Source organism: Sulfolobus acidocaldarius DSM 639 (assembly GCF_000012285.1).
Lineage (GTDB): Archaea > Thermoproteota > Thermoprotei_A > Sulfolobales > Sulfolobaceae > Sulfolobus > Sulfolobus acidocaldarius.
Window position 1 is genome coordinate 1282630 of the sequence record NC_007181.1, and the last position, 15041, is coordinate 1297670.

The following is a 15041-nucleotide window of genomic DNA, read 5'->3' on the forward strand; positions in this document are numbered from 1 at the left end:
CAATAATTATAATATCTTATACGTTTAAAAATTATTTGATCAACCTAATACCTTTTTAAGCAATTTCTGATCTATATTGAATACTTCCTTACCAATTAAACTTATATACTCTGGTTTAGGTAGTGGATACTTAATCCCTATACTTATCGCTAAAGCTCTCTTGAAGGCTTCAGCGTTCATCTTGTCTTTAATGGTCTTCTCTGCAATACCTTCAGCTACCTTAAATGCAGTATAAAATCTGGCGAAACTTACAGCAGTATGTTTCATTTCGTCTATGTTAGTAAAATCTAAGTTTCTCATTGCAATGTATAAATTCTCTTCTGGCTTAAATGAAAAAATGCCCTGTATAAAAATTAATCTCAATACTTTCGCAAGACTCCCTTTATCTTTTTGAAGTAGTTCAAACGCCTCTATTGGTTTATTTTCTATTAAAATTTCCGATGCTCTGTCTATAACTATTTCAGGCATAAGTAGTTTCTCAAAAACTTCTTTGTAATCATTAAATAGTCCTAAGCCTTCTTTTCCAACTACATATAAACTTATGAGCTCTTTCTCGTATAGATCTTCTGCCTTAAATCCTCTTATCGGCTTTATGTCATTTGTCTCATAGCTTTCTTTCAATAAGTCGACTAATACCTCTCTTGTTAGATGTGTATATTTCTCTACTAGACTTCCCCATAACTCAGTTAGGACTCGTACCCTTTCCCTATATATCTCTTTTACCACAATTCTGAAATTAGCAATTCACCTTAAAAAGGTATTAAATATAATCATATAAGTATGAGCGCCGTAACAGAAGATGGTTTAAAACCTACAATAGTACTTGTCTCTGCATCAGAATTAGAGGAAGAGGTAAAGAAATTAAGTGACAAAGTTAATAATTTAGTTACAGATAGTAGGGCACAGAACGAGGAATTAAAGACAGAAATAAATAATATCAAAAGTCTTATAAGCTGGCTCTCTATAGCCAGATCCCAGGGTATATGGAAAGCCAAGACATGTAAACACTCGGTAAACGAGAAATGTAATGCATGGAATATATCTGATCCTGAGAAATTAGGAATTCCTCAAGAATATGTTTCTGAGGGGGAAAATGGTTCTAAAAAAGTCTTAGTAGGAAAATTCTCTGAGATATGTATAACGTGTCCATTATATGATCCTAAGGGTAGGTAATTGTATTAAGAATTTTTTTAATTTTCTCGACCTTTTTATCAACAAGTTTGTACTCATTAACCAACTCCTCAACACTAATCATTATATCGTCTATTATTATGTTTAGAATTTCCCTCTTTTCTTCATCATCTGCAATTTCTATAGCCTTTTCGATCGTATCATCACTTGGATGTGTTATACCATTAACAAACTTTGTAACAGCTGCTGGCGATATCTCTAGTTCTTCAGCTAACTCCTTCTTCGACCTATTCTCCAGCAATATCTCAATTATCTTTGCTCTGGCATCTTTACTTAGATTATGAATTATCCTCAAACCGTAGTAAATTATGCCTAAAATTTAATAAGATAAGTAGGCTATGACAACCTAATGAAAGCAATAGTATTCGATTTGGGTATTACGCGGAAAGACGTGGTTGAAAAGCCTATAAATAAGGATTATTTGATGGTAACACCTATTAAAGCATTGATTTCTGGTCTTGAAAACGCAATATATTCAGGATTCTTATGGGTAGAACCAAATAGAATCTTGGGAAGCTCTGGTATAGTAAAAATAAATAACGTAGGGATTGATGTGGACAAGAGTTTAGAGGGAAAAACAGCGGTTGTTCTTCCATATTCTAATAGGTATGGCGGTATAGGGACAGAAATAGATGGTATATTAGCTGAAAAGGCAGTGATACCATTGGATTCCATAGTTACCATTCCCGAGGATTATAGTGTAAAATATGTGATATATCCTTATGTTTCCATAGGACTACAGCTTAGGAAAATCTTCAAGGGATATAATGTGTTAATTGCAGGTGGTGGAATTTCTTCATATATATCTGCTCTTGCATTAGTTGGTTATGCTAACAGGGTCGCCGTATATAATGAAGATGGGTATACGAATATCAGGTTATACGGAGTGGAAGAAATTAAAAAGGGAGAAAATTACCACTGGGAAGCATTATTTATAACTACCATGAGAGCCTGGATAAGGGTTGAACTAGGGTTATTGAATGACGAGAATAAGATAGTGGCTATACCCAGGTTACTAAATTCATGGCCAACTGCAATACCAGCTAACCTAGAGATAAAATTCGTTAAACCAGCTAAGATGGATGGAGTACTTAATTATATTGATGAGGAGGTTTCAGAAAAGGTGTTTAATCAACTTGTAATACTTTCCGATGATATAATCTCCTCTTTGCCAACACCAAGACCTGGGGTTATTGTGGATATGGAAAAAGAATTTAAGAAAAAGATTTGATAACGGAGGACAGGATTTGTATAGCTTTTTCTAAATCTGATTCTGTTGGGTAACTGAAGTTCAATCTCATGGTATTTCTTCCACTGTAATCGTAGTAGAAACTCGCACCGGGGACGTAGGCAACTCCTCTTTTTACAGCTTCCTCTAACATTTTAGTAGTATCAATCTTTTTGTCTAACCACGCAAAAACAAACATTCCACCAACAGGTTTACTCCATCTTGCATCCTTTGGGAAATATTTATTGATAGCATCAAGCATTACATCTCTCTTATGTCTATATATCTGCCTAATTTTAGGTATCTGCCTCTCTATTACACCTCTTTTTATCGCCTCCATTGCTATCATTTGAGTAAAACTAGGTGTATGAAGGTCGACGTTCTGCTTGTACATTTCTACATTTTTTATGAATTCCTCATTTGCTACTATCCAACCCAATCGGAATCCAGGTGCTAATATTTTACTAAATGTGGATGTGTATATTACTCTTCCTGACTTATCTAACGCTTTAAGAGGTGGTGGATTATCTCCATCAAATACAAGGAATCCATACGCATCATCCTCCACTACTAGGATATCATAGTTTTCAGCAATTTCAAGTAGTCTTTTCCTATCGCTTAGATTCATAGTTGTTCCTGCGGGGTTTTGAGCTGTAGGTATAACATACAAAAGCTTGGGTTTCTTTCCTTCACTTATACTTTTCTTTATCTTTGTCTCTAATTCATCTAGGTCTAGTCCATTCTCTTTTACATTTACACCGATGAAAATTGGTTTCCTTGATCTAAGTATATTTAAAGCCGCAAGGTAGCTCGGCATTTCTACAATTACTACATCTCCTGGGTCTACTAGAAGATTAAATATCATGAATAATGCTTCTTGACTACCAACTGTAGCGAATACGTTTCTGTCATTGATTCCTGTAATTCCACGCTTATTTGAAAGATTAACTAGCTCTCTTCTAAATTCACTAATTCCTGCTGTGGCAGTGTATTGTAAACCTTTTTCAGGATCGTTATCAAGTATATCCTGGGTTATTTTCTTTATCTCCTCAACAGGAAAAGTATCTGGAGCAGGCAGTCCTCCTGCTAAACTAATTACATTTTTCCCTTCTGTAATTTTTAGAATATCTCTTATTTCAGAACCTTTTAACAAAGCTGCGTCCTTCGATAGAAAACGTTCAAACATTGTTTGTCACGACTAAATATAAATCCAATCGTTTTTAATTGTTTCTATGGAAAACTGGTATGCAGAGATTATTACGATAGGAAATGAGATTTTGAGTGGAAAGACAATAAACACGAATGCTTCCCATATTGCAAGGAGAATTCTCTCGCTAGGGTATGTAGTGAGAAGAATTACCACGGTGATGGATGACATAGAAGAAATATCACTAGTATTTAAAGAAGCTATAAACAGGAAACCTAAACTCATAATTTCCACAGGTGGATTAGGACCTACTTATGATGATAAAACTAGTGAAGGACTTGCATTGGCATTAGGAGTTAGTTTTGAAATAAATAAAGATGCATACGAAATGATAGTGGAAAAGTACAAGAAACGTGGACTTCCTTTAACCGAAGAAAGAGTCAAGATGGCTAAAATGCCTGCTGGTGCTGCTCCGGTAAGGAACGATGAAGGAATAGCCCCAGGTATATATATTCTTCATAAAGATATAGAAATATTAGCCACACCGGGAGTTCCGAGAGAGATGGAAAATGTACTAGAAAATTTCATTAAATATCATCTTAAAAACAGACCTAATATTTCTTATTACGAAAACTCATTTTTATTGCTAGGAGTAATGGAATCTACCATTGCGCCTTATGTAAAAGAACTTGTTAAAAAATATAATTTATACATAAAGACTCATCCAAGGAGTAAAGAGATGGATAAGCCCGAGTTGGAAGTCCAAGTAGCAGGTAGTAGTACTGATAAAGAGGAAATCACAAGAATAGTGAATGAATGTATTAATGAATTAAAACAAATAGGAACTAGGCTAGGTGGTAGAGTACAGGAAATTATGTAGTTCATTGTTTAAAAGTTCAGGGGCTTCAAAGTTTATAAAATGTCCAAATCCTTCAATAATACTCAATTTTGATTTTTTTAGTCCTTTACTGAATATTGTAGCATTTTGCACATATTCGTCTTCGCTTCCATAAATTATTAAGGTAGGTACGTCTATTCTATCTAGGTCCCTGGAATAGTCTCGCGCTTTTAACAATCCTTCCACTGAATACTTATAACCTATCGGATTGTTTTCCATATAAACACCTAGTATATCTCGCCATATCCTTTCATCCCTTTCAATAGTTCTAGGAAATTGATTGATTGATCTTCTATATTCAGCTAGCCCTCTCATCCCAAAATTCAATGCAATTCTAACGTATTTTTCGTATAGATCTGGTTTTGGTGCTTTATAAAGAGCTCCTATGAGTACTAACTTATCTATATTATTTTTTGTGGAGTACTCCAGTGCGATTAGACTTCCTAATGAATGTCCAACTAGAATAGGATCTTTTATGTTTTCTTCCTCCAATAACTCTCTTAGATCGTTAGCATGATCTTCTATATAGTACGTTGATACAGGAGACGACGATCTTCCATGTCCACGTAAGTCATAGACTACAGTTCTACTCTTTAAGGCTGGACTTACGTATTTCCAACTGTTTACAGAACCGGCTAAATGATGTATTAAAACTATTGTTGAGCCTACGTTTTCAGGATTCTTTATTTCATAGTATAATCGTATCCCATTACTTAAAGTCCTTAAAATATTATATCACCGTTTTACTAAGCTATCAAGGTAAATCTCACTTATTACAACTGGAAATTCTATTTCAAGTTCCTCTAACAGGACCGGATTTATCTCGCCAATCACTCCTATTTCAACACTTTTACTTGTATCAATGATCTTTGCCCCTCTTCCAGGTATAAACATATCGTCTAAGTACGTCTTGTAGGTTGGTTCTATGTCAAGGCTCATTAATATTTGATGTACTCGCGACTGCAAGTCCTCATAGTTTACTTTACTATTCATTATTCCATATACTGCTCTGAGAGAGTTCTTATAACCAGTGTCGGTTCGCTTATCCTTTATCACGACATCCCCTATTTCAAAAACGTAAACAGGCATTATTGCATGCTGGTTATATTTTAGAAAGTTAAGTAAAGTGGGTATCAATGAATTTCTCACAGCATTGTACTCTACTGTTACTGGATTAACTATACTTACATATTCGTTTCTTAGCCTCTTATCATTGGACAAAATAAATGTAAATATTTCACTGAATCCTGCTCCTATACTTAAATCCCTAAGTGTTCTTATTAGCTCAGTTTCTGCCGATAATTTACCTGTAGCTTTTATGGTATAATCTTTTGGTGATAATTTATCATAACCTATGGTCATTGCTATTTCTTCTACTAAATCTATCTGGGAGAGAATATCTACTCTATAAGGTGGAACTGTGACCTCTACAACGTCATTTAAGACTTTAGTATCAAATCTAGCCATTCTGAGATACTTTTCTATTTCATTTAGACTCAAATTTATTCCTAGATTTTTGGAAATATAGTTTGCTGATACACTTACTGTGTACCTTCTTAGTAAGGGCGAAAACTCAAACTTGGATGGTGAAATAAAATTCAGCAGTTCTATTTTACCACCCATTTCAGCGAGATCTGTTACCAGTATATCAAGAGTTGAAGATACCGCCTCAAATGACGTTCCAGTAACATCTATGAATATATTTCTAGTTTTTTCATCTATACGGGTCTTATCACTATTTATTATTGGTGGTATACTTAGCACATCACCATTTTCTTCCACTATTGCTGGACTTAATCCGTCATAAATCGAGATGTTCCCATACTCTCTGCCTTGGGGAGTTTGTTCTATCACTTCTTTTATTGTCATAAGTTTAGACTGATTTAGGGGTATGAATTTATAGTCAAGTGGTAGTGGTTTATAATATATCTTAGTTGACGTAATTTTATCTAGATCATGTATTCCTATTGCAACCTTTTTTCTCTTCCTACCTACTGTAATATGTAACTTTTCCTGAAACTGAATAAGCTCTCGTAAGCTCTCGTCATCCAACTTTATGTCCTTCACTATTCCAGCTACCGCATAAGGTCTACTTTTTACCTCCTTTACCTCGAAAGAATATACACTTTGTTTTATGTCGTATTTAGGCTCTCCTAATTCTTTACCTAAGATGCCCTTTGCCGCTCTTATAATACCGTAAGGGAAAAATAAATCAGGTCTATCATTGTTTACTTCTATTTCCACGTGGTCAGCATCTATCGGTTTAACTTCAGACTTAAGTTTAAACAGTAGTTCTTCTAGCTGGTTATCGCTTATTTTTAAGTTATTTATTAAGGTCCATTTATAAGAGACTATGGTTGGCATATCTACAACCTCACCTTCATTTTTCTTAAGAAATCTATATCATTTGCATATAATAATCGTATATCTTTCAAACCAAATAGTAGCATAGCTAATCTATCAATTCCAATTCCCCACGCTCCTGCATTCGCATCTATGTCCATTGCTTTTAGTATTTCTGGTCTTAACAATCCTGCTCCACTCATTTCCACCCATCCTAAGCCCTCAATTTTACCATAGACTTCAACACTTGGTTCTGTGAAGGGAAAATAACCAGGTTTGAATTTAATCTCTTTTATGCCTATTTTGTAGAATATTTCCCTTAATATTCCTAATAAATCTGTGAAACTAAATTCCTTTTGGATTATAACTCCATCTAACTGATGGAACTCAATAAGGTGTGTGGCGTCTATCGAATCGGGTCTAAACACTTTGCCTAATGAAAATCCCTTAAAAGGTACGCTAGGTCTACTACTTAATATTCTCGCTGTAACTGCAGTAGTCTGACTCCTTAACACTAGTCTTTTAGCTATCTGTGGATCCCAAGAATATTTCCATCCCTTCTCATGCATTTCCTTTATTTCCTTCAGTAACCTCTCGTCATCGATCTTTCCTAACCCATCTACTCTAAAACTATCATGAATTTCTCTAGCCGGATGATCCTGGGCTTGAAATAATAGATCAAAGTTATAGAGTTCCATTTCTATATAGCCTGCGTTTACTTCAGTAAAACCTAACTCTTTCATAACATCTTTTAACTTCTCTATGAAATCTCTGAAGAAGTGTTTCTTTGCCAGAGGAAAATACGGTGGAAGAGCTTCTACGTTGTATTCTCTTATCTTATACTTTTTCCAGTCTTTACTTCTCAGCAATTCTGAGGTAAGTTGGGTAATATAATTCTGCTCCTCAAACTCTTCCTTGAGTAATGTTATTTCGAGTTTGGACTCTTCTTTTCTCGTTATTAACTTTCTGGATAACAATTCTTGCAAGACTTTTTCATCTGCAGACTCTGGTTTCAGTAGAGCCTCTTTCTCAGTTGAAAATGTGTAGTTTGAAGTATTCGGTATAACTCTGTTCTGGTCTATTTTTACAAGATTTTTCTTCCTCGCCCAAGAAATTGCGATCTCTAAATCTTTTCCCATCTTATTTTTCAGATCTTCAATCAGAGACGGTTGCCCGTTTAATTCTTTTAATAGAATTTCTTCAGGAAAACCTTCCTTAAGCCTCTTCTTACCCTCTTCTGTAAGCTCAAACCTTATAATTTTCCTCTCTCCTATTTTAACATAACCCTTTTCCTCAAGTAGCTTAGCTAAACTAAAAATTGAGGAAAGTGGTAAACCTAATTCTTTGCTGATTTCCTCTGCATTTGCTTTTTTCTTAAGCTTTAGGTAAGAAAGTATTTTTATTTCATTCTCACTTAGCATCTTATAACTCCACACTCTGACCTGGCTTCAACACTAATGCCCTATAGCCTCTTTTACTAACTTCCTTAACGAAGTCATCAGGGTTAACTTTGATTAAGTCCCATGTATTGAAATGTATTGGTATAGCGTATTTCTTAGGCTTAATCATATCTACCGCAAGTGAAGCCTGATACGGATCCATAGTGAATCTTCCACCAATAGGAAGTAATGCATAGTCGGGCTTGAAAACTTCTCCTATAAGCTTCATGTCCTCAAATAACCCAGTATCTCCTGCATGATAAACCGTTATATTCTCTCCGCTTATAATAGCTCCTGAAGGATCACTATGTTCACTAGAGTGAACAGCTTTAGTTAAAGCTAGTTTTAGTCCATCAAAATCTATAAACCCACCAACATTAGCTGGTATGAATCTACTCATATCGATTTTGTATTCGTTTGATAAATATACTTCAAGATCGAATGTGGCAAATAATGAGGCTTTAGGATTCATTTTAAGTAGTTCTACTGCATCTCCTAAGTGGTCGTAATGGTCGTGTGTCACCACAATTAAATCTACGTTGTTATTAAAAGAATCAAGTTTTACTGGACTTAATGGATTGTCTTTTATCATGGGATCGATCAAAACGCGTTTTTTATTTATCAAAAGTTCAACTGCTGCATGTCCTAACCATCTTAGTTGTGGCATAAGAAATTATTAGAAGAACAAAAATTAAAGTTTCGTTTTCTTAAGTCTACTCATGGAAATTGATGAAATAGAGCTTCTTAGAAGAGCAGGTAAAATAGCCTCAAAGGCTAGAGACTTTGGCGCAAAAATGATTAAGCCCGGTGTTAAGGTTATTGATGTTTGTGACACTGTAGAGAAGATAATTGAGGAGGAAGGAGCAAAACCTGCATTCCCTTGTAACCTTTCAATTAACGTTGAGGCTGCCCATTATAGTCCCATCATAAATGATACTAAAATTATTCCAGAGAATGCTGTGGTTAAGCTTGATATAGGAGCTCATATAAACGGTTACATCACAGATACTGCTGTTACAGTATCATTGGACCCTAAATACGATAAATTAGTTGAAGCCTCTAGAGAGGCTCTACAAGCTGCAATAAGAACCATAAGGAATGGTGTAGATATCGGAGAAATTGGTAGACATATTGAAAGAACCATTAAAAGTTATGGCTTCAAGCCTATACGAAATTTAGGAGGACATTTAATCAGACGATATGAATTGCACGCAGGTATCTTCATTCCGAACGTTTATGGTAGGGGTTTAGGAAAAATTATGGAAGGTAGTACATATGCTATCGAACCTTTCGCAACTGATGGAGAAGGGTATGTGATTGAAGGCAAAGAAGTAACTATTTATTCTATAAAGAATTTGAACACTAAAAGTCTTACTGAAGACGAGAAGAAATTCTTAACATCAATATATGAAAAGGTGAATATGGTTCCTTTCAGTGAAAGATGGTTATCTAACATGGATGGCAATCCTGATAAAGTTAGGGAAATGCTGAAAATTTTGACCAGGAAAGGCGCCCTTAGGTCATATCCTGTCCTCCTAGAGGCTAAAAAGGGTATTGTAGCTCAATTTGAGCACACAGTATTAGTGTTGAAAGATAGAGTGGAAGTAATTACCGAATAAAAGTTAATTAAGAACCCAATAGATATAATAGCAAGTGGAAATCAGATGTATGCTATAGTTTTGGCTCAACAATCTTCATCCACATCTGAATTTGGGAGTGCATACTATTTTATCACCTATATACTGTTCTTTGCGGTTATAATACTGACTGCCTTACCAGGAGTACAGATTAGACTTCAAATGTATTGGGCTTCTATGGACATTGAAAGAGGTCTAACTAGGGTAAAGAGAGTCTTAGATAGTACCGTATCTAAGACTAAACAAATTCTTGAGAAGAATGGAGCCTCAAACTCTGATGAGATTACTAGAAAATTTTCAGACATGTTTACAATAGACCCTGTTAATGTAGAACCTACTGACATCATAAGCAGGATGAGATTACTTTTGAGAAGTACTGAGGATAAAATTAAACAAGTGATTAACGTTTCTATACCTACTATAGATCCTATGAACAGAAGTAAAATACAGGTTTCAGCAGAAATTGTTAACACAGTCAATATAATTTACAAAGTAATAAGGCATTATCTTCTGTTAGGAAGGAAGCTACAAAACTATTACCTATTACTTCAGCTACAAATGATTGTTCCTATGTTGGTTAGGATGGCTGAGACCTATGAGAAGGCTCTTGATGTCTTCCTTCAAGGCGTTCCTGTGGGAGACTCCCTTGGACCACTAGTTGCTTCAAGATTTCTTATGAATGTATCAGAGAAATGGTCTCCGAGCAGAGAAATGATTGCCGGTACTACCGTTTATGAAGGGAGAAGACTAGTGATATTGAAAGCAGAAGGACCAATGGCAACTGTAGGAACACCAGGTGAAGCCGTAGAGAATGTTATAGGCAAATTAAATGGTAGTGTATCAAGAATAATAACTGTTGATGCTGCAGCTAAGCTAGAAGGAGAAGAGACAGGTGAGATAGCAGAAGGTACTGGAGTAGCTATGGGAGACCCAGGTCCTGAAAAGATAGCTATAGAAAGAGTCGCTGTTAAGTATAATATACCAATAGACGCAGTCATAGTAAAAATGAGCATGGAAGAGGCAATAACTGCAATGCCTCAGAAAGTTTATGAAGCAGCAGATAAAGTGGTGGAAATGATCAAGAGAATGATAATGGAAAGAACTAAACCAGGAGACACGATAATACTTGTAGGAGTAGGAAATACAGTAGGTGTAGCACAATGAGTCAGCAAGTACAACCCCCTCAAATTATAACTATCTTAAAATGTCTCAAGTGTAATTATTCCACAGAGAGACAATTCAGAGAAGGAGATTTTGTTACCAAAGTTGAGGGAGCTTGTCCTACAGATGGAGCTCCTTTATACATTTGGGGGATATATGCCAAAAACGTAGAGCAAAAAAACACTAATCAGAAGTATTAAATAAGATACTTTTTTAAGCAACTGTATCCTATATTATGTTGCCCACCCGGTCATAGTGAGCGGGTAACACCCGGACTCGTTTCGAACCCGGAAGTTAAGCCGCTCACGTCAGAGGGGCCGTGGGATCCGAGAGGGCCCGCAGCCTCTCTGAGCTGGGATGGGCGTTCTATTTAATTTATAATCCATTATTAAGATAAAGTATTTCAAATGAAAAAAGTATTCGATGAAATTCACGGTTACATCGAACTTAACGATATGGAAACGAAGATAATGGACTCACCTGTCTTTCAGCGACTCAGAAGAATAAGACAAACTAGTTTAGCCTTTTTAGTCTATCCTGGCGCAATGCATACTAGATTTAGCCATTCTTTAGGTACATTCCACCTTGCTACTAGAGTAGGTAATAGGCTTATAAATGAAGGTCATATAAACCATGATGAAGCTCTACTTCTTAGACTTGCCTCCCTTCTTCATGATATAGGACAATTTCCATTTAGCCATTCTCTTGAGCCTATATACATATCTAGAGATAAGGTGAGTAGTTCCGTTATTAGAGACTTTATAATTTATTCGGACAAGGAGATTGAGGAAGCATTAGGGGAATATTCTATTGATAAAAAACAGATAGTAGATATATATAATACTTCATCTATGTTAGGCTGTATAATAGATAGTGATGTAGACATAGATAGAATGGATTACTTACTCAGGGATTCTAGGCATACAGGAGTTCAGCTGGGTAATTTAGATTTAGAGAGATTAATTGACACAGTATCTTACAACGAGAATAAAATTGTTAATATCATAGAAAAAGGTCTAAATACATTGGAGAATTTTTATATTTCCAGACTTCACATGTACCAGGCAGTATATTATCATAAAACAATTTTAGGTTATGAATTATATATGCGTGAACTCTACAGACAAGTAATGGAGTACTGTTGCCCAGAAGTCTTAACATGGAGTTTTCTTAAAGAGAGTATACAAACTGATTCATTTCCGTATTGGGACGACGAATGGGTCTACTCCAAGTTGCATTCAGTATTGTCGGACGAAAACGCACCAGATCAATTGAAATTTAGGATAAAGAATTTTCTCGATAGAAAAGGTCCTAAAATGGTTTATGAAAATGTTTCCTTTAATGACTTTCAACGTTCGAGTATGGAGATGAGCGAGATTGTAAGTAAACTTCAAAAGTATGGTATACCAGAGGACTCCGTGTATCCCTTTGAAGAAATTATAAGAATAATAGATAAGAGTAAGCTCAAGGTAAATTCTAAGAAAGGACAGGTAAAGAATATAGCCGAATTACAAAACACACTTTTAAATAGTATACCAAATTCAATAACCATAAGACGTATATACGTAGACTATACTTATGCTAAGAGAGCGAGGGAATTAATTCCTTGATAAGGTTAATTTTAACAGATGTAGATGGAACTCTGACCTTTGATAGGGATACATACAATATAGATCTTGATGCCGTAGACCTACTGAGGAAAGTTGAAAAGAAAGGCATTAAAGTTGGTCTTGTTAGTGGTAATTCTTATCCTGTCTTAAGGGCACTGTACACGTATTTTGGATTTAATGGTGGAATTGTTGCGGAAAATGGCTGTATAGTTTATTATGATAATCAATTGAAAGAAGTTTGTGAGAGAGTTGAAAGGAGTTTAATATCCGAATTTGAAAATAGGTTCGGGGTTAAGGGAAGCTGGCAAAATCAATTCAAAGTATGCGATTTCAGCTTTTATCCGCCTATACTTAAAGACGAAATGGTAAAATGGGCACTAGATAAAGGTTTATACATAAAGACCAGTGGATATGCGGTACACATTTCGAAATCAAAACGTGGTAAGGCTGAGGGAGTTAGGGAATTAATTAAAATGCATGGTCTAGATAAGGCTGAAGTGGTAGGGATAGGGGATTCTAGCACTGATATAGAATTTCTTGAAGAGGTAGGTATTAGGGTTGTTGTGGGAAATGCAGATGAGAGCCTCAAAAGTATAGGGGATTTTGTAATGCGTGAAAAGAGTGGAAAAGCTGTAGTAGAATTTATTAAAAAAGTTATTACAGGTGAAATTAATGAGTGATGACATAAGAAATCTCGTTTACAAATACGCTCTCCATAATGCGTATACACATAATGGAAAAGCTAACGTAAATGCTGTTGTAAGTAAGATATTTGCAGAGAGACCAGAGTTAAGGAGTAAGGCAAAGGATATAGTGGAAATTGCTAAAGAGCTGGTAAACTATGTTAATTCATTAGATGTAGAGAGTCAGAAAAAGGAGTTAGAGTCAAAGTTCCCTGAAATGCTTGAAGAAAAGAAGAGAGAAAAAGAGTCTAAGAAAGAACTTCCTGATATACCTGTATCTGGAGTGCTTGTGACTCGTTTTGCTCCTAATCCTGACGGTCCTCTTCACCTTGGAAACGCTAGAGCAGCTATAATATCTCATGAATACGCTAGAATATATAATGGTAAATTTATACTTCGATTTGATGACACTGATCCAAAAACGAAGAAACCTATTCCTGAAGCTTATGATTGGATAAAAGAGGACCTGAAATGGCTAGGTATAAAGTGGGACTTAGAAGTAAGAGCTTCAGCAAGATTAGAGACCTATTATAACTTTGCTAGGATACTGTTAAGTAAAGGGTACGCATATATTGATTTATGTAAGGAAGCTGAGTTTAAGGAGAGAAGGAGTAAGAGGGAGGCATGTCCTCATAGGGAGACTTCACCTGAGAGTAACTTAGAACTGTTTGAGAAAATGATTCATGGTGAATTTGAAGAAGGCAAAGCTGTTGTTAGACTCAAAACAGATCTAAAACTCCCAGATCCTTCTCAGAGAGATTGGGTACTTTTAAGGGTTATAAATGTTAAGAAAAGTCCACATCCTATTGAAGGAGATAAGTATTGGGTATGGCCCACATACAACTTTGCCAGCGCTATTGATGATTACGATTTAGGTGTGACACATATTTTCAGAGGAAAGGAGCACGCTGTTAATGCAGAAAAACAGAAATGGATCTATAACTATATGGGCTGGAAATATCCTTACGTTAGGGAATTTGGTAGACTAAAGCTTGAAGGATTTATGATGAGTAAATCAAAGATAAGGACTGTCGTCGAAAAAGGTGTTGGAATAGACGACCCTAGGTTACCAACATTGGCTGGGTTGAGAAGAAGAGGCATTCTTTCAGATACCATAAAAGAGATCATAATTACAGTTGGTTTAAAGGAGACTGATGCGACAATCAGTTTTGATAATCTAGCTTCCACAAATAGGAAGAAATTAGATAAAATAGCAAAGAGACTGATGTTTGTAGGATCTCCAAAGGAGTTTATCATAGACATCCCACAGCCTATATTGGCTAAAATTCCATATCATCCATCCAATCCTAATGAATACAGGGAGATTAGTGTAAATCCCGGAGACATTATCCTGATAAACGAGAATGACGCTAAGGATAAGGTGTTGAGACTAATGGAATTGTGTAATGTTACGGTAAATGGGGACAAGCTGGTTTATAATAGTAAAGGCATAGAAGATGCCAAGAAACTAGGTATGAAGATAATACAATGGGTAAAGAAGGATGAAAGTGTTCCGGTTGTAGTATTGAGTCCAGATCCAGAGAAAGGTATTGAAACCATAAATGGAGTAGGAGAAAGCGAAATTCGAAATTTGAATAAAGGGGAGATAGTTCAGTTCATTAGATATGGCTTTGTAAAGGTCGATGAGAAAAGTGCTGATGGGCAAGTAACAGTCATATTCTCACATGAATAACTTTTTAATGG

16 protein-coding genes and 1 rRNA gene are annotated in these 15041 nt (G+C 35.6%); 10 read left to right on the forward strand and 7 right to left on the reverse strand.

The features are described from left to right. Positions 1–39 precede the first annotated feature (39 nt). Positions 40–726: a DUF2192 domain-containing protein gene (locus tag SACI_RS07170; RefSeq protein WP_011278326.1), complete on the reverse strand. Its 687-nt coding sequence runs from the start codon at positions 724–726 to the stop codon at positions 40–42. Positions 727–780: 54 nt separating this feature from the next. On the opposite strand from SACI_RS07170, the gene SACI_RS07175 reads away from it, so the two are divergent. Next, complete coding sequence (locus SACI_RS07175; protein WP_011278327.1) at positions 781–1173, forward strand: hypothetical protein; 393 nt, start codon at positions 781–783, stop codon at positions 1171–1173. Here the strand turns inward: SACI_RS07175 and SACI_RS07180 are convergent. Continuing rightward, a complete protein-coding gene (locus SACI_RS07180; protein WP_011278328.1) occupies positions 1160–1486 on the reverse strand; it encodes a helix-turn-helix domain-containing protein in 327 nt (108 codons plus the stop codon). The genes SACI_RS07175 and SACI_RS07180 overlap by 14 nt on opposite strands. Positions 1487–1540: 54 nt before the next feature. Here SACI_RS07180 and SACI_RS07185 point away from each other — a divergent pair, with 54 nt between their 5' ends. Then, positions 1541–2422: an alcohol dehydrogenase gene (locus tag SACI_RS07185; protein ID WP_011278329.1), complete on the forward strand. Its 882-nt coding sequence runs from the start codon at positions 1541–1543 to the stop codon at positions 2420–2422. On the opposite strand, the gene SACI_RS07190 is transcribed toward SACI_RS07185, so the two are convergent. Beyond that, positions 2406–3605 carry a PLP-dependent aminotransferase family protein gene (locus SACI_RS07190; RefSeq protein WP_011278330.1) on the reverse strand — a complete coding sequence of 400 codons (1200 nt, stop codon included), beginning with the start codon at positions 3603–3605 and terminating at the stop codon, positions 2406–2408. The genes SACI_RS07185 and SACI_RS07190 overlap by 17 nt on opposite strands. A 46-nt stretch (positions 3606–3651) precedes the next feature. On the opposite strand from SACI_RS07190, the gene SACI_RS07195 reads away from it, so the two are divergent. Next, positions 3652–4446: a nicotinamide mononucleotide deamidase-related protein gene (locus SACI_RS07195; protein ID WP_011278331.1), complete on the forward strand. Its 795-nt coding sequence runs from the start codon at positions 3652–3654 to the stop codon at positions 4444–4446. Here the strand turns inward: SACI_RS07195 and SACI_RS07200 are convergent. From SACI_RS07200 to SACI_RS07215, 4 genes are read right to left on the reverse strand one after another with little or no spacing between them, the layout of a single operon-like run. Next, positions 4417–5193: an alpha/beta fold hydrolase gene (locus SACI_RS07200; RefSeq protein ID WP_306308645.1), complete on the reverse strand. Its 777-nt coding sequence runs from the start codon at positions 5191–5193 to the stop codon at positions 4417–4419. The two genes, SACI_RS07195 and SACI_RS07200, sit on opposite strands and share 30 nt — an antisense overlap. A gap of 6 nt (positions 5194–5199) precedes the next feature. After that, entirely contained in the window at positions 5200–6828 is a 1629-nt protein-coding gene (gene pheT, locus SACI_RS07205; RefSeq protein ID WP_011278332.1) for a phenylalanine--tRNA ligase subunit beta, read from the reverse strand. Positions 6829–6830: 2 nt separating this feature from the next. Continuing rightward, entirely contained in the window at positions 6831–8228 is a 1398-nt protein-coding gene (locus SACI_RS07210) for a phenylalanine--tRNA ligase subunit alpha (protein ID WP_011278333.1), read from the reverse strand. Between the two features lies 1 nt (position 8229). After that, positions 8230–8913 (reverse strand): metal-dependent hydrolase, encoded by a 684-nt coding sequence (locus SACI_RS07215; protein WP_015385626.1) that lies wholly within the window; start codon positions 8911–8913, stop codon positions 8230–8232. 52 nt (positions 8914–8965) lie between these two features. Here SACI_RS07215 and map point away from each other — a divergent pair, with 52 nt between their 5' ends. The 7 genes from map (at position 8966) to SACI_RS07250 (ending at position 15030) form a co-directional block, all read left to right on the forward strand. Beyond that, positions 8966–9865 (forward strand): type II methionyl aminopeptidase, encoded by a 900-nt coding sequence (map, locus tag SACI_RS07220; RefSeq protein WP_011278335.1) that lies wholly within the window; start codon positions 8966–8968, stop codon positions 9863–9865. A gap of 45 nt (positions 9866–9910) precedes the next feature. Continuing rightward, complete coding sequence (locus SACI_RS07225; protein WP_011278336.1) at positions 9911–11047, forward strand: DUF1512 domain-containing protein; 1137 nt, start codon at positions 9911–9913, stop codon at positions 11045–11047. After that, on the forward strand, positions 11044–11244 hold the full coding sequence (locus SACI_RS07230) for a hypothetical protein (protein ID WP_011278337.1): 201 nt from the start codon (positions 11044–11046) through the stop codon (positions 11242–11244). Before SACI_RS07225 ends, SACI_RS07230 begins: the two co-directional genes overlap by 4 nt. A 42-nt stretch (positions 11245–11286) precedes the next feature. Continuing rightward, positions 11287–11405, forward strand: a 5S ribosomal RNA gene (rrf, locus tag SACI_RS07235). Between the two features lie 46 nt (positions 11406–11451). After that, positions 11452–12654 (forward strand): HD domain-containing protein, encoded by a 1203-nt coding sequence (locus SACI_RS07240; protein WP_011278338.1) that lies wholly within the window; start codon positions 11452–11454, stop codon positions 12652–12654. After that, the gene (locus tag SACI_RS07245; RefSeq protein ID WP_011278339.1) at positions 12651–13334 is read left to right on the forward strand and encodes a phosphoglycolate phosphatase; all 684 of its coding nucleotides are present in this window, start codon (positions 12651–12653) and stop codon (positions 13332–13334) included. Before SACI_RS07240 ends, SACI_RS07245 begins: the two co-directional genes overlap by 4 nt. Further along, positions 13327–15030 carry a glutamate--tRNA ligase gene (locus SACI_RS07250; protein ID WP_011278340.1) on the forward strand — a complete coding sequence of 568 codons (1704 nt, stop codon included), beginning with the start codon at positions 13327–13329 and terminating at the stop codon, positions 15028–15030. Before SACI_RS07245 ends, SACI_RS07250 begins: the two co-directional genes overlap by 8 nt. Positions 15031–15041: the final 11 nt, after the last annotated feature.

What these genes read in the sequence shown, in the direction of transcription:
- SACI_RS07175 (WP_011278327.1), top strand. Translation starts at nt 781, where the DNA reads ATGAGCGCCGTAACAGAAGATGGTTTAAAACCTACAATAGTACTTGTC.
- SACI_RS07185 (WP_011278329.1), top strand. Translation starts at nt 1,541, where the DNA reads ATGAAAGCAATAGTATTCGATTTGGGTATTACGCGGAAAGACGTGGTT.
- SACI_RS07190 (WP_011278330.1), bottom strand. Translation starts at nt 3,605, where the DNA reads ATGTTTGAACGTTTTCTATCGAAGGACGCAGCTTTGTTAAAAGGTTCT.
- SACI_RS07195 (WP_011278331.1), top strand. Translation starts at nt 3,652, where the DNA reads ATGGAAAACTGGTATGCAGAGATTATTACGATAGGAAATGAGATTTTG.
- pheT (WP_011278332.1), bottom strand. Translation starts at nt 6,828, where the DNA reads ATGCCAACCATAGTCTCTTATAAATGGACCTTAATAAATAACTTAAAA.
- SACI_RS07210 (WP_011278333.1), bottom strand. Translation starts at nt 8,228, where the DNA reads ATGCTAAGTGAGAATGAAATAAAAATACTTTCTTACCTAAAGCTTAAG.
- SACI_RS07215 (WP_015385626.1), bottom strand. Translation starts at nt 8,913, where the DNA reads ATGCCACAACTAAGATGGTTAGGACATGCAGCAGTTGAACTTTTGATA.
- map (WP_011278335.1), top strand. Translation starts at nt 8,966, where the DNA reads ATGGAAATTGATGAAATAGAGCTTCTTAGAAGAGCAGGTAAAATAGCC.
- SACI_RS07225 (WP_011278336.1), top strand. Translation starts at nt 9,911, where the DNA reads ATGTATGCTATAGTTTTGGCTCAACAATCTTCATCCACATCTGAATTT.
- SACI_RS07230 (WP_011278337.1), top strand. Translation starts at nt 11,044, where the DNA reads ATGAGTCAGCAAGTACAACCCCCTCAAATTATAACTATCTTAAAATGT.
- SACI_RS07240 (WP_011278338.1), top strand. Translation starts at nt 11,452, where the DNA reads ATGAAAAAAGTATTCGATGAAATTCACGGTTACATCGAACTTAACGAT.
- SACI_RS07250 (WP_011278340.1), top strand. Translation starts at nt 13,327, where the DNA reads ATGAGTGATGACATAAGAAATCTCGTTTACAAATACGCTCTCCATAAT.